Origin of the sequence: Hyphomicrobium sp., from assembly GCF_036780825.1 — a bacterium.
GTDB lineage: Bacteria > Pseudomonadota > Alphaproteobacteria > Rhizobiales > Hyphomicrobiaceae > Hyphomicrobium_C.
Genome location: NZ_DAIQCD010000011.1, coordinates 1 through 19,863, shown reverse-complemented (window position 1 = coordinate 19,863; position 19,863 = coordinate 1). Strand labels below are relative to the sequence as shown.

The window sequence follows — 19,863 nt, the reverse complement described above, 5'->3', positions numbered from 1 at the left end:
TAGCCCTAGGGGCTCATGCTAGGCTCTGGCCCATGGAGACGGACCAAGCACCGGGAGCGGGAAACCGCTCGTTCGAGCACAAGATCCTGCGTGCGCGACTGACCGCAGCATTCGAACAGCTATGGCGGAAGCTATGGCTGGTGCTGGCCGTGCTCGGGGCGTTTCTCATCGTCTCCTATGCGGGCCTCTGGCGCTTTTTGCCCAATTTCGCGCATGTGGCGCTGCTCGCCCTTTTCGGCGTCGCGCTGGTCGTTGCCCTAGCCTCGATGGCGCGGATCGTGTGGCCGAGCCGCGACGAGGCGATCCGCCGGATCGAGCGCGCGTCCGGTGTGCCGCATCGGCCGGCGTCCTCCTACGAGGACACGGTGAGCGCGCCGTCATCCGACCCGGCGACCGGCGCCATCTGGCAGGCGCACCGCGCGCGCATGGCGCGGCTTCTCGAAACGCTGAGGCCTGGTAAACCCCATCCGCGAACGGACAGGCTCGATCCCTATGCGATCCGCGCGGCAGGGCTGCTTGGCATCATCGGCTTGACCGTCTTGCTGGGAGATGGCGTGGCCGACCGCGTGCGCGGAGCATTCACGTTCGGCCCGTCGGTGTCGGCATCCGATGTCCGGCTCGATGCTTGGCTCACGCCACCGACGTACACGGGGCGGCCGCCTGTCATGCTGGCGGACGGGGCTGGGGGCGCCAAGGCCCAGCCAGCTGCCGGGGCGGATGCGACCGATAAAGCGGCGATCGCGGACGTACCGGTGAGGAGCGTCCTCATCGTGCGTGTCGGCGGAATGGGCACGACGCCGCTTTCCGTAGAGATCACACCAACGGAGCCGGGCAGCGAAGGTCACCCTGCCGAACGCATCGAAGCAAAGCGCGATGGGGATGCGGCGAGCGATCTGCAGGAAGTGCGCTACGAAATGGCCCGCTCGGCCAGCGTACGGGCGCTCGCCGGTGGATCGGAGCTTGCGCGCTGGCAGATTGCGATCACGCCCGATGCGCCGCCCAGGATCTCGCTGTCCCGCCCGCCCGAACTCACGCCGCGCGGCTCGCTCAAGCTCACCTATGCGGTGGAGGACGATTATGGCGTCGCCTCCGCGGAAGCGAAGCTGAAGCGGCTGCCCGATCCGCCGAAGAATCCGAAGACGGCCTGGGCAGCGCCGGAGCGTCCCACCGGTCCGCGGGCGCCGTTGATGCGTCCGCCCAAGCTCACGCTGCGGCTGCCGCAGCCCAACGCGACGACGGTCGAGGCGCACACGTATTTCGAGACAGCATCCCACCCGTGGGCGGGCCGCAAGGTTATCCTGTCGCTCGAGGCGACGGACGTGGCCGGGCAAGTGGGCCGCAGCCCGGGGCTCGAGATGATCCTGCCGGAACGGCAGTTCTCGAAGCCGTTGGCCCGCGCGGTGGTCGAACAGCGCAAGAAGCTGCTCGATGACAGCCGTTACCGGCCGAGCGTCGTCTCGGCGCTCGATGCGCTCACCCTCGCGCCCGAGATGTTTATCGAGGATGCGCGTATTTATCTGGGCTTGCGTACGGTGCGCCACCGTCTGATGAGCGATCAGTCGCGCGAAGCCTTCAAGAGCGCAGTCGATCAGCTCTGGCAGATCGCACTCAGGATTGAGGACGGAAACCTGTCCGACGCCGAGCGGGCGCTCCGAGATGCGCAGGATAAGCTCGCCAAAGCGCTTGAGGACGGAGCCTCCGAGGAAGAGATCAAGCAGCTCATGCAGGAGCTGCGCCAGGCACTGAATGAATTTTTGAACCAGCTCGCGCAGGAGAATCAGGGCGACCAGCAGGAGGGCCAGAATCCGGACGAGCAGATGCTGGCGCAGGATGATCTCGAGCGCATGATGCGCAATCTCGAGGAGATGGCGAAAAGCGGCTCGCGCGAGCAGGCCCAGCAGCTCTTGTCCGAAATGCAGGATCTCATGGAGCGCTTGCAGGCGGGCCGCCAGGACCCGGCCCAGGCGGAGCGCAACCGCGAAATGATGAAGATGATGCAGGAGCTGGGCAACATGGTCGGCGACCAGCAGCAGCTCATGGATGAAACCTTCGGCGAGCGGCGCCAGCAGGGCGACAAGGAAGAGGGCGGAGACGGCGAACGGCAGAGCGCGCCGCCCGGCATGAAGGGCATGGGCGGGGATGGCGACGAAGGACAGGGGGGCGCGCCTCCCGGCCAGTCCGAGCGGGCTCCGAGCGGCCGCGGGCAAGCGGGCCAGCAGGGCCAGGGACAGCAAGGCCGCGGCGATCAGCTCGGCCAGGGCAACCGGCGCCAAGGTCTCGACTCGCTGACCGAGCGCCAGCGCGAGCTGAAGGATCGCCTCGGCCGTCTGCAGGAGGAGATGCGCGGGAAGGGTGCCGCATCGAGTCCGCAGCTTCGCGACGCAGAAACGGCTATGGAGAGCGCGGAGCAGGCGCTTGAGCGCGGTGATCTCTCTGACGCCACCGAGCAGCAGGGCCGTGCCCTCGACCAGATGCGGCAGGGCGCGCAGAGCATGGCGCAGGAAATGATGCGCAACATGCCGCAACGCTATGGGCAATCCGGTGGAGACACGCCGCGCGACCCGCTAGGGCGGCCACAGCGCACGCAAGGGCCGGATCTCGGCACCTCGGTCAAGGTGCCGGATCAGATCGACGTGCAGCGGGCCAGGGAGATTCTCGAGGAACTGCGGCGGAGGCTCGGTGAAGCGAGGCGCGCGCCGGTCGAGCTCGACTATCTCGAGCGCCTGCTGAAACGGTTCTAAATTCGTCCCGGCTTGCGGAGCTGGATGTAGAGGGCGCCTTCTCCGCCGTGCGGGGTGGAGGCCGTGGTGAAGCTCACGACGATGGCGCGCAGCCCGGGCGCGGCGAGCCACATCGGCACATTCTTGCGCAGGACGCCGCGCTCAGAGCGGCCGAAGCCATCGTCGCTGTGTAAGGGTGCGCCGCCCTTACCGGTGATGACAAGAACCCATCGGAGCCCGCGTCCCGAGCAGGATGTCAGGAACTGGCGGAGCGCGCTGTGCGCCTCGTGCTGGCGGAGGCCATGGAGATCGATGCGTGCCTCGATCTCGATATGGCCGTGGCGGAGCTTGCGTGCGGCCTTGCGGTCGAAGGTGCTGAGCTCGGGAGTAGGTTTCGGCCGGGCCGCCGTGGCAGGAGCCTGATACGCGGCGGCGGCGCCCGGTGACGGCGTCACCGTGGGCTTTCCGGTCCCCTTCGTTTTCGGCGCGAAGGGCGGGGCATCGTCGATCCCGGCAACGCTTGGATGATGGCGCGGCTTCTTTCCCTGGATGGGCTGGAGCGTGGACGCAGTGTGTGACCAAAGGGCTTCGTCCTCCGCGCTCAGGTGGCGCCGGCGCCGGGGTGATGGCGGCTTGCTCATGGCAGGCTCCCGCCCCCTTGTGCGACAAGCACAGCAAACGAGCCCGGATGCTTCGTGATGCCGGCACGCGCCCCCGCCTCTGCACCCGATCCGCAATAGAGATCGCCGCGCTCAGGGCCGCGGATGGCGGAGCCGACGTCCTGGGCGATCATCAGCCGTGCAAACCCCGGCGCGCCGGGGCTGCTCATAAGGTCAAGTGTCGGCGCGCTGACGTAGATGGGCGTTCCGAGGGCGTGATAGGCCGTGTCGACGGCGAGGCTGCGCCCCTCCGAAAGGGGAATCGACTGGGCGCCGAGTGGGCCATCCGCTTCCTCCTCGAGTTCGCGGAAGAAGATAAAGGAGCGGTTCTGCTGCATCGCCTGGCGAGCGCGCTCAGGGTCCGCGGCGAGCCACTGCCGCAATGTGTCGAGCGTCATGGCTTCGGGCATGATCTGGCCGGCTTCGATGAGCGCGCGCCCGATCGACGTATAGGGATGTCCGTTTTTGCCATCGTAGGAGATGCGGATCGTCTCGCCGTCGGGGAGGCGGATACGGCCCGAGCCCTGGACGTGGAGGAAGAAGGCGTCGATGGCGTCCGCGAGCCAGACGAGCTCGAGGTTCTGGCCGGCGAGGGCGCCGTTCTCGATCTCGGCGCGTGTCGGGTAGGGGGCAACGCCGGCCTCCGTTCTGCGGGCATGCGTCAGGCGATCGGCAAGGGCACCGCGCTCCTCCTCGCGCACGAGGGCCACGAGATCAGGCGGCCGGCGGTAGATGGGAATGCGAAATGCCGCCTCCGGCCGGCGGCGTCCCGCCAGCACGGGTTCGTAATATCCCGTGAGCAGGCCCTCCGCTCCCGTATGGCGGATGCGATGGGGCGCAAAATTCGTTTCGAAGAATGTGCGGGCGGCGCCAGCGTCCCGGACAGGCGAGGCCAGCGCAAGCGCGGCTGCACGTACTAACGCGCGATCGGCTGTCTGCGTCCGTGTCGGGAGGGCTGCGGAAGACGAGCGCACCAGGACATGCGCCGAGCGCGCGAATGCCTGGAAGGCGGCCAGATGATCGTCAGCCTCCCAGCCGGGAAGCTCGCCAAAGGCGATCCGGGCCAGGGTTACGTCGGCCGGGGCCATCTCTGACGTGCTCGCTCCGAGCGGCATGGTCGAGCAACATTCGCTGGCGGGAGCGGATCAGTTCGGCGCCTGGGTGCCGACGAGCTTCCAGTTGACGTTGCGGAGCGCCTCCTTGGAGGAGATGTCTCGCGAGAAGGTCCAGATGTCGGTCACGTCCCGCACGCGCTGCTCGTCGCCGTCAATGACGTTGCCTGCCTTGTCGCGCGTGGCGCTGATCAACTGGCTGACGAAGCGTATGGTGATGCTGGCGATGCCTTTTGTGCTCACCTCCGCTTCGATCATGTCTGCCTTGTTGATGCCGACGAAGCTCTGGTCCACCACGTGGCCGCGCTGCTCGCGATCGGTGATGGCGCGGTTGAAACTGTCGAGAACGTCGGCGCTGAGGAGATCGCGCAGGAGGCGGCGGTTGCCCTCCGCAAAGGCGGTGACGATCATCTCGTAGGCTTGGCGCGCGCCCTTTAGAAAATGCTCGGGATCGAACTTGGCATCGAGCCTCAGAATGGCGGTCAAGCCGTTGGCGAGCGCGGTGTCGGTGCCGGCGAAGGACTTGATGCGCTCCTCCACCTCTGCCACCGAAACGGCGGATTCCACGGCCTCCGGCTCGCGCTCGCGCCGCGGCAGGGTTACCACCTTGCCCGATTGAGCGACGGGCGCTGTTTTCTGGAGCTGGGCTTCGCGCCGGCGTTTTTCCACGCGCGCGTCATCCTCGCTTGTGCGGCGGCCCAGGACGCTCCTGAGCTTCACGATCGCAACCACCGCGACGATGAGAGACAGAAGCGTCAGAAGATTGATTTCGCCATTCATTATCGGCAGCTTTCCGGCAAAAGGCCCCAAAGGGGAAAGGGGAGCTTGCCCTGATGTAAGATCGCTCGTGAGATCCGTCCAGGCGTATCGCGCCCTGCGGCGGTAAGGCCGCGCCCAGAGAGTAAGAGCATGGGCTTCAACTTAGGCCACAACGAGGGAGAAGCCAATAATCTTGCTCGGGAAGGTTTGCCACGTGCTTTTGGGGCATTGGCGGATTGCAGGGCCCCGCGCGCCATGTTAGCCAGCACACGAATTTCCAAGCCCGCGCTGGCCCGGGCTCTGCCTTGTTCGCGCTCCCTTAAACATAGCGAAAGCCCAGAGATGACAGACGAAAACAAGACTGCCGCCCAGGGTGCCGAGCCCGGAAACCAGACGGAGCAGACCCCGACGGAAGCCCGGATCGTCGGCCAGTTCATCCGCGATCTGTCGTTCGAAAATCCGAACGTTGAAAAGCTGCTCGAGCAGCCGGGAGATGCGCCGAACGTCAAGCTCGAGATTAATGTCGCGGCCAAGCGGCTGAAGCCGGATCTCTATGAGAGCGCCATCGATTTCAAGGCGGTGGCCTCGAACGCCGAGGGGACCATCTACGATCTCGAACTCGTCTATGCGGGCCTGTTCCAGCTCAAGAACATGCCCGAGCAGGCGCTCGAGCCGTTCCTGCTCATCAACTGCCCGACGCTGATCTTCCCGTTCCTGCGCCGGCTCGTCGCCGATCTCACGCGCGAGGGCGGCTTCCCGCCGCTGCTGCTCGATCCGATCGACTTTGGGCAGCTCTTCGTGCGGCGGAAGAATGAGCTTGCCGCCGCGACGGCTACGGGCAAGCCCAACTGAGAGGCCGCTCCTTTCGATACGAGGACGACCGGATTGCCACGCTCGCCGAGTGTCAGCCCCCGGCGAGCCAGGGTGCGGGTCGGTCGAGGCCGATGAGAGCCTCGTAGGAGGGCCGCGGCCGCACCAGCGCGTGCTCGCCGCCACGCACGAGAATCTCGGGCACGAGCAGCCGGGTGTTATAGGTCGACGACATCACCGCGCCGTAAGCGCCGGCCGACATCACGGCCAGGAGATCGCCCGGCTCGAAGATGGGAAGCGTGCGTTCGACGGCGAGATAGTCGCCGGTCTCGCAGACGGGCCCGACGATGTCCTGCAGCCCTGTGGTGCCGGAGGCGCGCTCCTCCATCACGGGCCAGATCTCATGGTGAGCCTCGTAGAGGGTCGGGCGGAGAAGATCGTTCATCGCCGCATCGACGATGGTGAACCGCTTGCCGGCCCCGGCTTTGGCATAGAGCACGCGCGTCACGAGGATGCCCGCGTTGCCGACGATCATCCGACCCGGCTCGAGATAGATCCGCACGTCGAGATCGCCGAGGACCTCTCTCACGAGCGCGGCGTAAGCTTCAGGATGCGGCGGCGCGTCCTCGTCACTACGGTAGGGGATGCCCAGTCCGCCGCCGATGTCGAGGTGGAGAATGCGGTGCCCTTCACGACGTAGCGCTAAGGCAAGATCGCGCATCAGCCGGAACGCATCGCGGAACGGCGCCAGGTCCGTGATCTGGCTGCCGATGTGCATATGGATGCCGGAGACCTCGAGGCCCGGCAGGCCACGGGCCACATCGTAGAGCCGCACGGCGTCCAGATAGGGGATGCCGAACTTGTTCTCGCTCTTGCCGGTCGAGATCTTGGCGTGTGTCTTGGCGTCGACGTCCGGGTTGACGCGCAGGGCCACACGCGCGGTCGCGCCAAGCCCTGAGGCCACCTCCGAGAGAAGTGTAAGCTCGGGCTCGCTCTCCACATTGAAGCCGAAGATGCCCTCGCGAAGGGCATAGGCCATCTCTTCGCGCGACTTCCCGACGCCTGCGAAAATGATCTTGCCGGCTGCAACACCCGCGGCCCGTGCCCGCCGAAGCTCGCCTTCGGAGACGACGTCCATGCCGGCGCCGAGGCGTGCCATCGTCGCCAGGACGGACTGGTTTGAGTTGGCTTTGACAGCAAAGCAGATGACGGCGTCCTGGCCCTCGAAGGCCTCGGCGAGCACGCGGTAATGACGCTCGAGCGTCGCCGTGGAGTAGCAGTAGAACGGCGTCCCGATCTCGGCCGCGAGCTGTGGCAGGCTGACGTCCTCGGCGTGGAGCGCGCCGTTCTTGTAGGCAAAGTGGTGCATGAGCGATGGTCGTCCGAAACAGAGTGGCGAACGCACCTATACCCTTAAACGCGTTCCATAATTGCTTAAACTGGAACGCCCTGGAGCGCGTTCACGCTTGATGGACCCATTTTTTATGGTGCGGGCGCTCTCTACGTCTTTGTTTAAGAGACTGATTCACGTTCTCGGTGGGGGCGCGTCCGCACCCACCTCAAACGATCAGGCGCTAGCGGAGCAGACCATCCAGGATGAAGCCCTTGTGAGGCTTCGGCGCGGCGCCTTCGGGCTTGCCTTCGCCGGACTGGGCCGTGGCCGTCGGTTGTGCCTTCGCCTCGGGCGGAGCCTCGAGCCCGCCACGCACGCCGCATCCCGCAAGCGTTAACGCGAGCGCGGAGGCAACCAGAGCAGCGCGAGCAAAAGACATCATTCAATCAAGCCTTCGATCTAGCCCTCGGCCGGCGCGGCGCCAGCATTCAACGCTTAGGCGGAAAAACAGGCCGATTTTAGCGCCCCGCCGCCTCCTTTTCCAAGCGTCGCGCCCAGGCTCGGGCCATTTTCGCGACGTTCTGTGGCGCAGTTCCCCCATAGCTGCGGCGGGATTTGACGGAATTTTCGACCGACAGCACGGAAAAGACGCCGTTCGTGATCCGCGGCTCCACGGCCTGCATGACCTCAAGCGGCATGCTCTCAAGCTCAAGCCCCCGCTCCTCGGCCTCCTTCACGATGCTTCCCGTCACATGGTGGGCGTCGCGGAAGGGCATTTTGAGCTCGCGGACGAGCCAGTCGGCGAGATCCGTGGCCGTCGAGTAGCCGCGGCCCGCCGCGGCGCGCATGGCCTCTTCGGCGGGCTCGAGATCTTTCACCATACCCGTCATGGCGAGGAGCGCGAGGCGGAGGGACGCCAGCGCGTCGAAGGTCGCCTCCTTATCCTCCTGCATGTCCTTAGAGTAGGCGAGCGGCAGCCCTTTCATGACCATGAGCAGCCCGTGGAACGCCGCCGCGATGCGCCCCGCCTTGGCTCGGACCAGTTCGGCCGCGTCCGGATTGCGCTTCTGCGGCATGATCGACGAGCCGGTCGTGAACCGGTCGGAGAGACGGATGAACCCGAACTGGGGCGTCATCCAGATGACGATCTCTTCGGCGAAGCGGGACAGATGCACGGCCGTGATGGAGGCCGCGGCCAGCACCTCGAGAGCGAAATCCCGGTCTGACACGCCGTCGAGCGAGTTGGCCATAGGCCGGTCGAAGCCCAGCTCTTCCGCCGTCTTGGCCCGATCGATGGGGAAAGACGTGCCGGCGAGCGCCGCCGAGCCCAGCGGGCATTCGTTGAGACGCTTGCGGGCATCGGCGAAACGGCCCTTGTCGCGGCCCAGCATCTCCACGTAAGCGAGGAGATGATGTCCGAACGTCACCGGCTGGGCCGGCTGGAGATGCGTGAAGCCGGGCATGACCGTGGCGGCATGCGCTTCCGCCTTGGCGACGAGGACGCCCTGAAGCGCGCCGATGGCATCGATCAGGGCATCGGCCGCGTCGCGAACGAAGAGCCGGAAGTCCGTCGCCACCTGATCGTTGCGCGAGCGCGCAGTGTGCAGCCGCCCAGCCGGCGCGCCGATGATGTCCTTGAGGCGGCTCTCGACGTTCATATGTACGTCTTCGAGTGCGCGGGAGAATTTGAAGCTTCCGTCGGCGATCTCGGCCGCCACCTGATCGAGCCCGTGCAGGATCTCGCGCGCGTCGCTTTTGGTGATGATGCCGGTTTCGCAGAGCATCGCTGCGTGCGCCTTCGAGCCGCGGATGTCTTGCGGCGCCAGCACCTTGTCGAATGAGATGGAGGCATTAATCTCCTCCATGATCTCAGCCGGCGAGGCGGCAAAGCGGCCGCCCCACATTTTATTGGCTTTTTTTTCTGTCACGGAAGGGGCCCTCCGCAAGACCCTGGTGTGCGTTCGGATGAGGAAGAACCGGCCGGCCTTCCGATGAGGAGGCTCAAAGATGCAAGAACTAGGGGATGCAAGGACTAGGGCGCAAGCGCGACAAAGGCCAACGACATTCCCTCGAAGGATCGAAAACAGGTAATGAACACTACGCCCCCCGTACCCAGACGAAGCTTCGCGGCCGTCGTTGCCCTGGCCGCGATCGCGGCCGTTGCCGGCTTTGCGGCGGTATACGTCACGCTTGGCCGGCCTGACAACACCGGCCTTCCTGCCGCACCAACAGCCAGCGACTCTGGAGCCAGCTCATCCGCCACGCGCCGGCGCGCCCCGGGCATGCCGGCCTTCGTCTACAAAAGCACGCCGGAGCCGCTGGCTAACGTGGGGTTCGTCGATGCGGCGGGCGCAGACACAACGCTGTCGAGCTTCCGCGGCAAGACCATTCTTCTCAACCTTTGGGCCACCTGGTGCGCCCCCTGCCGGGAGGAAATGCCGTCGCTCGACCGGCTACAGACCGAGCTTGGGTCGGATGCTTTCGAGGTCGTCGCTCTGGCGGTGGATCGCACCGGCCTCGAGGCAGCGCGGAAATTTCTCGACGAGATCGGCGTCAAGTCGCTCAAGCTCTATGCCGACCCGAGCACGCGGTCGGGCTCGGCGCTCAAGACGGTCGGCTTGCCGACGACGATCCTGATCGATCCGGAAGGTCGGGAGATCGGCCGCCTGCCGGGGCCGGCGGAATGGGATTCAGCGGATGCGAAAGCGCTGATCGAGGACGCGCTCAAAACATCCGCGGCCTCGAACTGAAACGACGGTTCAAGCGGTGAAGCCGCCGGCCGTCGCCAGAAGCAGGATTGCGAGGACACCTGCGAGCGCGATGCCCGCGTGGGCGCGCCAGGCGAGACGGGCTTCCCGCGCGCCGATGGCCGCAAGCTCCGCCAGCCTGCGGTCGACGGTAATGAAGCTTTTGCAGGCAAGGCCGTTGAATTCCGCGCGCGGCCCTTCGATGGCGTCAAGCCGCGAGCGGACGCTTTTCATTGTCCGGCTCATTTCGTCGAGCTTGAAGTCGCGCGAGTTTCTGAGGCTCTCGGCAAGCGCGTGGAGACGGTTGGCGTGCGCGGCGTGTTCAGCAAGCTCGGCCACTTCTGCCCGCAGCGCTTCCTCCCGCCGTTCGAGGCGTTCGATCTTTGCCGCGAGCCTGTCGAGCGAAATGGCGGTCTCCGCCACGAAGCTGTCTCTTGTGCCCCACGGTCCGGCCGTGACGGCGCCGCCGGGGCCGTGCTCCTGGATCCTGCCCACGGAGACCTCCGTTACGCATTACTGTCGACTGATCGTGCATGAACGCCGCAATGGGATCGCGAACGGGCGCGCAGCTTAAGATTAACCGGATCCTGTTAACGTGAGGTTTGCTGCGGGCGTCAAAATGTCGGTGCAGGCGCCGGGGGCGCACGTGTCGCGGTGATGCATTGACAGCTTTTCGCAAGACCTTCATGAACGCCTGCCGGATGCGAAGGACCGGGTGATCGCATGAGCGACCTCCAGACGACGATCGAGCAGGCCTGGGAGCGCCGCGACGGCGTCAGCTCGGCCACCAAGGGCGAAGTGCGCGATGCTGTCGAGGCCGCGCTCGATCGCCTCGATAAGGGCAAGCTGCGCGTCGCCGAGAAGGTGGACGGCGACTGGATCGTCAACCAGTGGCTCAAGAAAGCGCTCCTGCTCTCATTCCGCCTCAACGACATGGAACGGATCTCCGGTGGCCCGGCCGGTTCGTTCTATTGGGACAAGGTGGCGCCCAAATTCGCTGGCTGGTCCGACGAGAGTTTCAAGGCCGCGGGCTTCCGTGTGTTGCCGGGCGCCTACGTGCGCCGCTCTGCCTATATCGCGCCGGGAGCAGTGCTGCTGCCGTCATTCATTAACATCGGCGCCTACGTCGATGCCGGAACCATGGTCGACACGTGGGCGACCGTCGGATCCTGCGCTCAGATCGGCAAGAACTGCCACATCTCCGGCGGCGCCGGCATCGGCGGCGTGCTCGAGCCCTTGCAGGCGGCACCCGTCATCATCGAGGACAACTGCTTCATCGGCGCCCGGGCGGAGGTGGCCGAGGGCGTGATCGTGGGCGAGGGCTCGGTGCTCTCCATGGGCGTCTATCTCGGCGCTTCCACGACCATCGTCGACCGGACAACAGGCGAGAAGCACTTCGGCCGCGTGCCGCCCTATTCGGTGGTCGTGTCGGGCTCAATGGCCGGCAGATCGCTGCCCAACGGAGAGCCGGGACCGAACCTTTATTGCGCCGTCATCGTGAAGCGTGTCGACGAGAAGACGCGCTCCAAGACATCCATCAACGAGCTTCTGCGAGACTGAAGCCCATTCCAGCGATACGCCGAAAGGCGGATACATGGCCCTCGACCCGCAAGATCCGATCGCGCTCGCGCAGGCTTTGATCCGCTGCGAGAGCGTGACGCCGGCGGAGGGCGGGGCGCTGACGCTTCTCGAAGGCGTGCTCGCCGGCGCAGGCTTTGCGTGCCACCGCGTGACGTTCAGCGAGCCGGGCACGCCGGATGTCGAAAACCTTTACGCGCGGATCGGTGACAGCGCTCCTTACCTTGCATTCGCCGGACACACGGATGTGGTTCCGGCGGGCGATATCAGCGCCTGGTCGGTGCCGCCGTTTGGCGGAGACATCCGCGATGGCCGCCTCTATGGCCGCGGGGCGGCGGACATGAAAGGGGCGATCGCCTGCTTCGTGGCGGCGGCCCTCCGCTACCTCGCGCGGGGCGATGGTATGGCTGCGGGCTCGATCTCGCTCCTGATCACCGGTGATGAGGAAGGGCCGTCCATTAACGGCACTGCGAAGCTGCTCGACTGGCTGCACGCCCGTGGCGAAGCGCTGGATGGCTGCCTCGTAGGCGAGCCCTCGAACCCGACTGCGCTCGGTGATGAAATCAAGATCGGGCGGCGGGGCTCGCTGACGGCGGACATCGTCGTGCATGGCCAGCAGGGGCACGCCGCGTATCCGCGAAAGGCCGATAATCCGATCCCCAAGCTGGTGCGCATTCTCGACCGGCTCATATCGGCCGAGATCGATCGGGGGACCGAGCATTTCGAGCCGTCGAACTTGCAGGTGACGGTGCTTTCGGTGCCAAATCACGCGGCGAACGTCATTCCGGGTGAAGCACGCGCGACGCTCAACGTTCGCTACAACGACGCCTGGCGGCGCCCGACGATCGAGGCCTGGGTGCGTGGTCACTGTGATGCGGCGGCGGTTGCCTGCGGCGCCAGCTACGATCTTGCATTTTCCGGCACCGGCGAGGTGTTCCTGACCAAGCCCGGCGTCCTCGTCGAAACGCTGAGCGCCGCAGTTGCCGCCGAGACGGGACGCACACCTGTGCTCACCACGGGCGGCGGCACCTCGGACGCGCGGTTCATAAAAGACCTCTGCGAGGTGGTGGAATTCGGTCTCGTCAATGCGACCATCCATGCCGTCGACGAGCATGTGGCGGTGCAGGACCTCACACGCTTGACCGCCATCTATCAGCGCTTTTTGGCCGCCTACTTCGAGGCGGCGCGGCGATGAAGGCGCGGAGCCGCATGGCTAGGCTCGCCGCTAGTCCCACGCGCGGCCAACGCAATTCGTAACGTTTCATACAATTTAAGGATGCAGGCCGCCTGGGGCGGGTGAGACTGTGCAATCGATGGTAGCGTGCGGGTAAAAAAGAACGGTACGGGCGAGAAAACGGAACGCTCGCCCAGCGCAAGTCTGATGGCTTCGAGCTGTGAATACCATAGGTTGCGTGATGCTGGACGATGGCGTGTATGGGCTCGTGTTTGCACATGGCGAGGCGGCTGGCGGAGGGAGCGGAAGCCTGCGCAGCGATGGCCTCGCCGTGCTCCGGGAGGGGCGTATTCTTGGCTCGGACCGGCACGGAGGTGTCTTCAAGGGCTGCTTCAGTTATGATGCCGCGAGGCGCGAGGCCATCGTAGAGGTGCGCCTCGCCGTTCCTCCCTATGGTGCGTTGCTCACCGGGCACGAAGCGGGACCGGAGGGCGCGCTCCTCGACCTCTCGGCACGCTTTTCGCCATCGCCGCCGGTTTCGACCACGACGGTCGAGATCGGGGGAGAGATGATCATGGTCGAGCTTCGGTATCTCGGTTCTCTGGCATGAACAGCAACGGCTGGATGATGGCGCTTTACGATGACTGACGTTGGTGCGGACGAACAGAGACGCAAGCGGCGGGTGCTGCTCGGCCATATCGTGGGCGCGCATGGCGTGAAGGGCGCCGTGCTCGTGCGCAGCTATACGGAAGATCCCGAAGCGATCGCCGGCTACGGGGCGCTCGAGGACGAAGGGGGCGGTGCCCGTTTCGAGCTCGAGGTGGAGGGGGCGACGGGGAAGGGGCTGATTTGCCGCGTCGCCGGCGTTGGAGACCGCACACAGGCGGAGGCGCTCAAGGGCGCGGCGCTCTACGTCGAGAGGGATAAGTTGCCGGATCCTGAGGAGGGCGAGTACTACCACACGGATCTGGTCGGGCTTGCCGCTGTGACGGAGGAGACGAAGCCGCTCGGCCGCGTAGTCGGCGTGCTCAATTTCGGGGCCGGCGATATCCTCGAAGTTAGACCCGCAGGCGCCACGCGGACGGTGCTCTATCCGATGATGGAAGCGGTCGTGCGCCGCATCGATTTCGACCAGGGTATAATCGTTCTGGTGCCGCCAGAGGAGGTGGACGCGGGTGACCGGGCCGCGGCCGGGACGGATGAGGCTTGAGCGCGCCTCCGTTGCAGGCGCCTCGTCGGGTCAGAGCGGCTCGGATCGGAACAGGCGTGGCGGCTCGCCGGTGAGGCCGGCGGCTTCCGCAACCAGATGCTGCTTCAAGCTCGGCAGGCGGTCGACGAGGCCGAGTCCGAACTCACGCGCGGCGCGAATGAGCAGGACGTCGTTCGAGAACAATCGGTTCAAGCCATCGAAGACGGCGGCAGACGCGAAGCTGTCGAACCGGCGCCACCGCTCGTAGCGTTCGAGGCTCTGCATGCTGCCGGGATCTAGGCCAAGGCGGAGGGCGTCAACGATCACCTCCGCGAGCGCGGCGACGTCGCGGAAGGCGAGGTTCACGCCCTGGCCGGCAATCGGGTGCACGCCGTGGGCGGCGTCGCCGATGAGCGCAAAGCGCGGCGCGACGTAGGCGCGCGCAAGGTGCATCTCGAGGGGCCAGGACTGGCGCGGGCCGACGACCTCGACCGCGCCCAGGCGGCCGGCGATGCGCGTTTCCACCTCAGCGAGAAAGCCCGCGTCATCGAGGGCGAGGATGCGTTTGGCCTCTTCCGCGTCCTCGGTCCATGTAAGGCAAGCGCGGTTGTTTGGAAGCGGCAGGATGGCGAACGGGCCACCGGGTAGAAAATGCTGGATGGCGCGGCCGCCGTGCGGGCGCTCGTGAGCGATGGTGGTCACGATCGCGGTCTGGCCGTAACGCCAGCCAACCGTCTTGATGCGCGCCGCGTCGCGCGATGCGGAGCGGCGGCCTTCGGCGCCGACGAGAAGCGACGCGGTGACGCTGGTCCCATCGGCGAGCGTGATGGCCATGGCGCTGCCGATATCGGTAAAGCGCGCGATCTCGGCAGGGGCGATCAGGGTCAGGCTTGGATCCGCGGTCGCGGCGCGGTAAAGGGCTGCTTCGAAGGCCGAGGCCGGGACGATATGGCTTGCGGGCTCCGCGAGCTTGCCCTGGCTCTTCGCCTCGCCGATGCGGTTATCGTAGCGGAGCAGGACCGGGCGGATGCCTGCCTCGAGGCTCGAGTCCGTAATTTCGATCTCGCTCACGGCCTGGGCTTCGCCGGCGATCTCGGACCAGATGCCGAGTGCGTCCAGCATGCGGCGCGCGCCGGCGGAGAGCGCAAAGGCGCGGGCGTCCGGCGTTGCCGTTTCCTTGCGGATGGCGCGATCGACGATGGCGATGCGGACGGCGCCGTTAGAGCCCCGCGCCAGGGCACGAGCAAGCGCGAGGCCGGCGAAGCTCGCTCCCGAGATGACGATGTCGAAGCGCTGGGTTGCTCGCATGTCGGTCATGGCAGTCCGCAGTGTCGGTTTCAGGTGTCTAGAGTGCTTCCGGAAAAGTGGGAACCGGTTTTCCGTTAAGAAGCACGAAGGAACAAAAACTTAGAGCCGTTCCCCGATTCCACCTAAAGCGGAACGGCTCTAGGCCATGTGTCTCTCGAGCGCGTTCACACGTGATGGTCGCGTCTTTGTAGTGTGAAACGCTCTAAAATTTTCTGGCCAGCTTGACGGCATCCGGTCGCCTTGACCGGCCAGCCGGAGCGCCCCATCTCTCATCCCCTTGATCAGAGGCTGCTTTTCCGGAGACCGTCGCATGTCCAATGGACGAGAGCAACCGTGCCGTGCGCTCGCGGGACTGCTGGAGGTGCTGGATCTCGAGCAGCTTGAGGTCAATCTGTTCCGTGGCATCAGTCCGCAGAACGGGTGGCAGCGCGTTTACGGTGGGCAGGTGCTTGGACAGGCGCTGACGGCGGCGGGGCGCACCGTGGAGGAGCCGCGCACAGCCCATTCGCTCCACGCCTACTTTCTGCTGCCAGGCGATCCGGCTCATCCCATCATCTACGAGGTCGAGCGCCTCCGGGATGGCGGCAGCTTCACCACGCGGCGAGTGAAGGCCATCCAACACGGCCGCGCGATCTTTGCCATGAGCGCCTCGTTCCAGAAGGACGAGGACGGGTATGAGCACGCAACAGAGATGCCCGAGGTGCCGCCGCCCGAAGCGCTGCCTTCGGCGGCGGAGCGGGTTGCGGAGCTGATCGAGGCGCTCCCTCCCGACATGCGCAGCTATTGGCAGCGGGAGAACCCCATCGAGCTCCGGCCCGTGGACGTGTCTCGCTATCTCAGCCGCGAGCCGCAGCATCCGCCCGTGCAGCATATCTGGCTCAAGGCGAACGGACGGCTTTCGGACGACCTCCGCCAACACCAGTGCGTGCTGGCCTACGCCTCCGATTTCACGCTGCTCGACACGGCGCTGATCGCGCATGGAAAGCTGTTGTTCGACCGCGATATCCAGCTCGCGAGCCTTGATCACGCGTTATGGCTGCACCGGCCGTTCCGGGCCGACGAATGGCTGCTCTACGCCCAGGATAGCCCGAGCGCCTCGGGCGCCCGAGGTCTCTGCCGCGGCAGTTTCTTCACCCGTGATGGGCGGCTCGTGGCCTCGACGGTGCAGGAAGGACTGATCCGCAAACGACAGACGGCTTACGTGATTAAATAATCAGCAACTTGCATGCATTGCCCGAAATCTATGCGCTTCTGCCGGGCTCCGCTGCCTGCTTTCCAAGTGCATAGGTAGGAATTCGTTTTTATCTCAATGAAGTAGGTGGCAAGCCGTCGCTTGGCACACCTTTTGACTCTCGTTCGTTGACCGTTGTCGGGCGCTACCCGGCGGTGGTCGGCGGACGGTCTCGCGCTTCCGAAAGGACATCGAGACCAAGCTCAAGGGGTGCGCTCCATGAAACTGATCACTGCCATCATCAAGCCTTTCAAGCTGGACGAAGTCCGATCCAGCCTGATCGATATGGGGCTCGAGGGCATGACCGTGACCGAGGTGAAAGGTTACGGCCGGCAAAAGGGCCATACGGAGATCTACCGCGGCGCCGAGTACGCCGTGAGCTTCCTGCCGAAAATCAAGATCGAGGTGGCCGTTGCGAGCGCGCTCGCCGAACGGGCCGTGGACGCCATCGCGACCGCGGCGAAAACCGGCCAGATCGGCGACGGCAAGATTTTCGTCTCTCCGATCGAGCACACCCTGCGCATCCGCACGGGTGAGGCCGACGACGCGGCGCTTTGATCCTGAAACCAAGGGGAGTTCACGAAATGAAGCCCAGCCTGCTTATGCGCTCCACAGCCGGTCTCGCCGCCATCGCCGCGATCCTGCTCACCACGCTGCCGGCGCTCGCCCAGGAGGTCGCCGCCGAAGCCGCACCCGCAGCGGCCACGGTGGTGCTCGATTCCGGGGACACCGCATGGATGCTCGTCTCGAGCGTGATCGTGCTTTTGATGAGCATTCCCGGCCTCGCCCTGTTCTACGGGGGCATGGTGCGGAAGAAGAACGTGCTCAATACGACGGCCATGGTGTTCACCGCCGTGGCGGTGCAGTCCGTCCTCTGGATGCTGATCGGCTACAGCCTCGCGTTCTCCGACGGCGGGCCCCTTCAGTCCTACATCGGGGGCGTCGAAAAGGCTCTGCTCGCCGGCGTCACCAAGGAGTCGCTTTCCGGGACCATTCCGGAATCGCTCTTCGTCATGTTCCAGATGACCTTTTTCGCCATCACGCCGGCGCTGATCGTGGGCTCCGTCGTCGATCGCATGAAGTTTTCGAGCCTGCTCGTGTTCCTGGCGCTGTGGAGCCTCGTGGTCTACGCGCCGGTTTGCCACTGGGTGTGGGGCGGCGGCTTCCTCAGCAAGGATGGCGTGCTCGATTTTGCCGGCGGCACGGTGGTGCATATCAATGCCGGTATCGCGGGGCTCGTGGCGGCGCTCGTGCTGGGCAAGCGCAAGGGATACGGTACCGAGAACCTGGCGCCGCATAACCTCGTGCTGACGCTGATCGGCGCCTCGCTGCTGTGGGTCGGCTGGTTCGGCTTCAATGCGGGATCGGCAGCGGCGGCGAATGGCTCGGCCGCCATGGCCGCGCTCGTAACGCAGGTCGCGACCGCCGCGGCCGTGCTCGGCTGGCTCGCGGCCGAATGGATCGTGCACCGCAAGCCCACCGTGCTCGGCGCCACCTCCGGCGCCATCGCCGGCCTTGTCGCCATCACCCCGGCAGCCGGCTTCGTCGATCCGGTGGGCGCGCTCGTCATCGGCGTCGCGGCCGGCGTCATCTGCTATGTTTTTGCGACGGCGGTGAAGCGGACGTTCGGCTACGACGACAGCCTCGACGTGTTCGGGGTGCATGGCGTCGGCGGTATCGTCGGCGCGGTGTTGACCGGCGTGTTCGCCCGGGCTGCGGTCGGCGGCACGGCGGGCGCGATCGAGGGCAACGTGGGGCAGGTGTGGATCCAGATCTACGGCGTGCTGGCCACGGTGGTCTGGTGCGCGGTGGCGACGTTCGTCATCCTCATGCTCATCAAAATGGTGATGGGCCTGCGCGTGACGGCGGCCGAGGAGGTCGAAGGCCTCGACATCAGCCTGCATGGCGAGGTCGTGCAGTAGGCGGGTGAGCCGCGCTGGCGCCGCGCGGCGCAAGGCTCTTAGAGCCGTTCCGGTTTAAGTGGAAACGGGGAACGGCTCTAAGTACTTATTTCGTCGTGCTTCTTTTCGGAGAACCGGTTCCTACTTTTCCGGAAGCACTCTAGGCGCGGCGTCAGACAATCACGAGGCGGGTGCGCCGTCCGAGGCGGGCCATCACCTTGAGAAGATCGCTGCGCCGCAGCGCGACGCAGCCTTCCGTGGGCTTCAGGCCCTTTTCGGCAACATGCAGGAAGATGGCGCTTCCGGCTCCGCGGCGGCGGGGGCGACGGTTGTAATCGATGACCACGAGGGCGTCGTAAAGGCCGTCGTCCCGCCATAGGCGCTCGGCGCTCGAGGGATAGGGATGGCGGATGCGGCGGTTGTAATTGCGATCGCTTGCTGCATCGCACCAGCCATCATCCGGAGCCGAGGCGTTAACCGGCAGGCCGGTCTTCGGCCGTATCAGCCGATCCGTCCGGAACAGCGCATTTTCGAGGCGAAACCGGCCGCGCGGTGTCTTGCCGTCGCCCTCGCGTTTCAAGGCGCCGATCCCGCTACGGCCAAGGGCACATGGCACGACGAGATGTCCGCAGGTGAGCCGGCCTGTGGTGCTGCGGGCGTTGAGGCTTCTGACCACTATTCTACGGGCGATGATGGCAAAGTTCCCTCGGCGACGGGGTTTCCCTCAGGCGGCGGACGGCACCCTACCTCAGGCCGGACGCAGATGCTAAGAGGATGCATCTGGAGCGCTTTTCCTTGCCGGGTTCCAATCCGGCCGCGTAAACGCGCTCCAGGTCTTTGTCCAGGCGCCTGAGCCACGGTCTTGATGCGAGCTTTTCTACTGGCCACTCCGGCAAGCTCATATCCCGAACGATCGGGCTCTGGTGCGACTTAAGATTGGGAGCCGTCTAGAATGAGCACTGCGCGCAAGATCCTTCTCGTCGACGACGACGAGGATCTCCGTGGGTCTCTGCAGGATCAACTGGCCCTGCACGAGGAGTTCGACGTGTCGGTCGCCGGCACCGCCGGCAAGGGCATCGAAGCGGCCAAGAGCGGGCATCACGATCTCATCGTGTTCGACGTCGGACTGCCCGACATGGACGGGCGCGAGGCGGTGCGCCTCCTGCGCAAGGGCGGCTTCAAGAGCCCCATCATCATGCTGACGGCCAACGATAGCGATGCGGACCAGATCCTCGGGCTCGACGCCGGCGCGAACGACTATGTGACGAAACCGTTCAAGTTTGCCGTGCTGCTGGCGCGCATCCGCGCCCAGCTCCGCCAGCACGAGCAGAGCGAGGACGCG

The 19,863-nt window shown here is 65.6% G+C and carries 20 protein-coding genes; 11 read left to right on the top strand and 9 right to left on the bottom strand.

Annotation, left to right across the window (positions count from 1 at the left end; genetic code table 11):
* Positions 1–32 precede the first annotated feature (32 nt).
* Complete coding sequence (locus V7P99_RS06915) at positions 33–2,741, top strand: TIGR02302 family protein (protein WP_333794064.1); 2,709 nt, start codon at positions 33–35, stop codon at positions 2,739–2,741.
* Here V7P99_RS06915 and V7P99_RS06910 read toward each other — a convergent pair.
* The 3 genes from V7P99_RS06910 to V7P99_RS06900 are packed head-to-tail and all read right to left on the bottom strand — an operon-like array spanning position 2,738 to position 5,271.
* Positions 2,738–3,361, bottom strand: coding sequence for a Smr/MutS family protein (locus V7P99_RS06910; protein WP_333794063.1), 624 nt, complete (start codon positions 3,359–3,361; stop codon positions 2,738–2,740). The two genes, V7P99_RS06915 and V7P99_RS06910, sit on opposite strands and share 4 nt — an antisense overlap.
* On the bottom strand, positions 3,358–4,467 hold the full coding sequence (mltA, locus tag V7P99_RS06905) for a murein transglycosylase A (protein ID WP_333794062.1): 1,110 nt from the start codon (positions 4,465–4,467) through the stop codon (positions 3,358–3,360). The genes V7P99_RS06910 and mltA overlap by 4 nt, the downstream gene beginning before the upstream one ends.
* Before the next feature lie 57 nt (positions 4,468–4,524).
* On the bottom strand, positions 4,525–5,271 hold the full coding sequence (locus V7P99_RS06900) for a Tim44/TimA family putative adaptor protein (RefSeq protein ID WP_333794061.1): 747 nt from the start codon (positions 5,269–5,271) through the stop codon (positions 4,525–4,527).
* 321 nt (positions 5,272–5,592) lie between these two features.
* Here V7P99_RS06900 and secB point away from each other — a divergent pair, with 321 nt between their 5' ends.
* Positions 5,593–6,102 (top strand): protein-export chaperone SecB, encoded by a 510-nt coding sequence (secB, locus tag V7P99_RS06895; protein WP_333794060.1) that lies wholly within the window; start codon positions 5,593–5,595, stop codon positions 6,100–6,102.
* A 52-nt stretch (positions 6,103–6,154) separates the two neighbouring features.
* On the opposite strand, the gene lysA is transcribed toward secB, so the two are convergent.
* The 3 genes from lysA to argH all read right to left on the bottom strand — a co-directional run bounded on the left by lysA (position 6,155) and on the right by argH (position 9,297).
* Positions 6,155–7,429: a diaminopimelate decarboxylase gene (lysA, locus tag V7P99_RS06890; RefSeq protein WP_333794059.1), complete on the bottom strand. Its 1,275-nt coding sequence runs from the start codon at positions 7,427–7,429 to the stop codon at positions 6,155–6,157.
* 205 nt (positions 7,430–7,634) lie between these two features.
* Complete coding sequence (gene lptM, locus V7P99_RS06885) at positions 7,635–7,835, bottom strand: LPS translocon maturation chaperone LptM (protein ID WP_333794058.1); 201 nt, start codon at positions 7,833–7,835, stop codon at positions 7,635–7,637.
* A 76-nt stretch (positions 7,836–7,911) separates the two neighbouring features.
* A complete protein-coding gene (gene argH / locus V7P99_RS06880; RefSeq protein ID WP_333794131.1) occupies positions 7,912–9,297 on the bottom strand; it encodes an argininosuccinate lyase in 1,386 nt (461 codons plus the stop codon).
* A 186-nt stretch (positions 9,298–9,483) separates the two neighbouring features.
* On the opposite strand from argH, the gene V7P99_RS06875 reads away from it, so the two are divergent.
* A complete protein-coding gene (locus tag V7P99_RS06875; RefSeq protein WP_333794057.1) occupies positions 9,484–10,143 on the top strand; it encodes a TlpA family protein disulfide reductase in 660 nt (219 codons plus the stop codon).
* A 9-nt stretch (positions 10,144–10,152) separates the two neighbouring features.
* Here V7P99_RS06875 and V7P99_RS06870 read toward each other — a convergent pair whose 3' ends face one another.
* Positions 10,153–10,635 carry a hypothetical protein gene (locus V7P99_RS06870; protein WP_333794056.1) on the bottom strand — a complete coding sequence of 161 codons (483 nt, stop codon included), beginning with the start codon at positions 10,633–10,635 and terminating at the stop codon, positions 10,153–10,155.
* Between the two features lie 228 nt (positions 10,636–10,863).
* On the opposite strand from V7P99_RS06870, the gene dapD reads away from it, so the two are divergent.
* The 4 genes from dapD (at position 10,864) to rimM (ending at position 14,102) form a co-directional block, all read left to right on the top strand.
* Positions 10,864–11,700, top strand: coding sequence for a 2,3,4,5-tetrahydropyridine-2,6-dicarboxylate N-succinyltransferase (dapD, locus tag V7P99_RS06865; protein WP_333794055.1), 837 nt, complete (start codon positions 10,864–10,866; stop codon positions 11,698–11,700).
* A 34-nt stretch (positions 11,701–11,734) separates the two neighbouring features.
* Positions 11,735–12,913: a succinyl-diaminopimelate desuccinylase gene (gene dapE, locus V7P99_RS06860; protein ID WP_333794054.1), complete on the top strand. Its 1,179-nt coding sequence runs from the start codon at positions 11,735–11,737 to the stop codon at positions 12,911–12,913.
* 220 nt (positions 12,914–13,133) lie between these two features.
* Complete coding sequence (locus tag V7P99_RS06855; RefSeq protein ID WP_333794053.1) at positions 13,134–13,502, top strand: hypothetical protein; 369 nt, start codon at positions 13,134–13,136, stop codon at positions 13,500–13,502.
* A 30-nt stretch (positions 13,503–13,532) separates the two neighbouring features.
* A complete protein-coding gene (gene rimM, locus V7P99_RS06850) occupies positions 13,533–14,102 on the top strand; it encodes a ribosome maturation factor RimM (RefSeq protein WP_333794052.1) in 570 nt (189 codons plus the stop codon).
* Positions 14,103–14,132: 30 nt separating this feature from the next.
* Here the strand turns inward: rimM and V7P99_RS06845 are convergent, their stop codons facing one another.
* Positions 14,133–15,398 carry an FAD-dependent monooxygenase gene (locus V7P99_RS06845; RefSeq protein WP_333794051.1) on the bottom strand — a complete coding sequence of 422 codons (1,266 nt, stop codon included), beginning with the start codon at positions 15,396–15,398 and terminating at the stop codon, positions 14,133–14,135.
* Positions 15,399–15,699: 301 nt separating this feature from the next.
* Here V7P99_RS06845 and tesB point away from each other — a divergent pair, with 301 nt between their 5' ends.
* The 3 genes from tesB to V7P99_RS06830 all read left to right on the top strand — a co-directional run bounded on the left by tesB (position 15,700) and on the right by V7P99_RS06830 (position 18,542).
* Entirely contained in the window at positions 15,700–16,602 is a 903-nt protein-coding gene (gene tesB / locus V7P99_RS06840) for an acyl-CoA thioesterase II (RefSeq protein ID WP_333794050.1), read from the top strand.
* Positions 16,603–16,839: 237 nt separating this feature from the next.
* The gene (locus V7P99_RS06835) at positions 16,840–17,178 is read left to right on the top strand and encodes a P-II family nitrogen regulator (RefSeq protein WP_333794049.1); all 339 of its coding nucleotides are present in this window, start codon (positions 16,840–16,842) and stop codon (positions 17,176–17,178) included.
* 26 nt (positions 17,179–17,204) lie between these two features.
* Complete coding sequence (locus V7P99_RS06830; RefSeq protein WP_333794048.1) at positions 17,205–18,542, top strand: ammonium transporter; 1,338 nt, start codon at positions 17,205–17,207, stop codon at positions 18,540–18,542.
* A 151-nt stretch (positions 18,543–18,693) separates the two neighbouring features.
* Here the strand turns inward: V7P99_RS06830 and V7P99_RS06825 are convergent, their stop codons facing one another.
* On the bottom strand, positions 18,694–19,137 hold the full coding sequence (locus tag V7P99_RS06825) for a L,D-transpeptidase family protein (protein ID WP_442909881.1): 444 nt from the start codon (positions 19,135–19,137) through the stop codon (positions 18,694–18,696).
* A 336-nt stretch (positions 19,138–19,473) separates the two neighbouring features.
* On the opposite strand from V7P99_RS06825, the gene V7P99_RS06820 reads away from it, so the two are divergent.
* Positions 19,474–19,863: response regulator transcription factor (locus V7P99_RS06820; protein WP_333794047.1), on the top strand; the 390-nt coding region annotated here is incomplete at its 3' end.

Coding starts and splice junctions, on each gene's coding strand:
- V7P99_RS06915 (WP_333794064.1), top strand. CDS start 33: ATGGAGACGGACCAAGCACCGGGAGCGGGAAACCGCTCGTTCGAGCAC.
- rimM (WP_333794052.1), top strand. CDS start 13,533: ATGACTGACGTTGGTGCGGACGAACAGAGACGCAAGCGGCGGGTGCTG.
- V7P99_RS06910 (WP_333794063.1), bottom strand. CDS start 3,361: ATGAGCAAGCCGCCATCACCCCGGCGCCGGCGCCACCTGAGCGCGGAG.
- dapD (WP_333794055.1), top strand. CDS start 10,864: ATGAGCGACCTCCAGACGACGATCGAGCAGGCCTGGGAGCGCCGCGAC.
- V7P99_RS06900 (WP_333794061.1), bottom strand. CDS start 5,271: ATGAATGGCGAAATCAATCTTCTGACGCTTCTGTCTCTCATCGTCGCG.
- mltA (WP_333794062.1), bottom strand. CDS start 4,467: ATGGCCCCGGCCGACGTAACCCTGGCCCGGATCGCCTTTGGCGAGCTT.
- V7P99_RS06855 (WP_333794053.1), top strand. CDS start 13,134: ATGCTGGACGATGGCGTGTATGGGCTCGTGTTTGCACATGGCGAGGCG.
- V7P99_RS06835 (WP_333794049.1), top strand. CDS start 16,840: ATGAAACTGATCACTGCCATCATCAAGCCTTTCAAGCTGGACGAAGTC.
- tesB (WP_333794050.1), top strand. CDS start 15,700: ATGTCCAATGGACGAGAGCAACCGTGCCGTGCGCTCGCGGGACTGCTG.
- V7P99_RS06845 (WP_333794051.1), bottom strand. CDS start 15,398: ATGACCGACATGCGAGCAACCCAGCGCTTCGACATCGTCATCTCGGGA.
- secB (WP_333794060.1), top strand. CDS start 5,593: ATGACAGACGAAAACAAGACTGCCGCCCAGGGTGCCGAGCCCGGAAAC.
- argH (WP_333794131.1), bottom strand. CDS start 9,297: ATGTGGGGCGGCCGCTTTGCCGCCTCGCCGGCTGAGATCATGGAGGAG.
- V7P99_RS06875 (WP_333794057.1), top strand. CDS start 9,484: ATGAACACTACGCCCCCCGTACCCAGACGAAGCTTCGCGGCCGTCGTT.
- lptM (WP_333794058.1), bottom strand. CDS start 7,835: ATGATGTCTTTTGCTCGCGCTGCTCTGGTTGCCTCCGCGCTCGCGTTA.
- dapE (WP_333794054.1), top strand. CDS start 11,735: ATGGCCCTCGACCCGCAAGATCCGATCGCGCTCGCGCAGGCTTTGATC.
- V7P99_RS06830 (WP_333794048.1), top strand. CDS start 17,205: ATGAAGCCCAGCCTGCTTATGCGCTCCACAGCCGGTCTCGCCGCCATC.
- lysA (WP_333794059.1), bottom strand. CDS start 7,429: ATGCACCACTTTGCCTACAAGAACGGCGCGCTCCACGCCGAGGACGTC.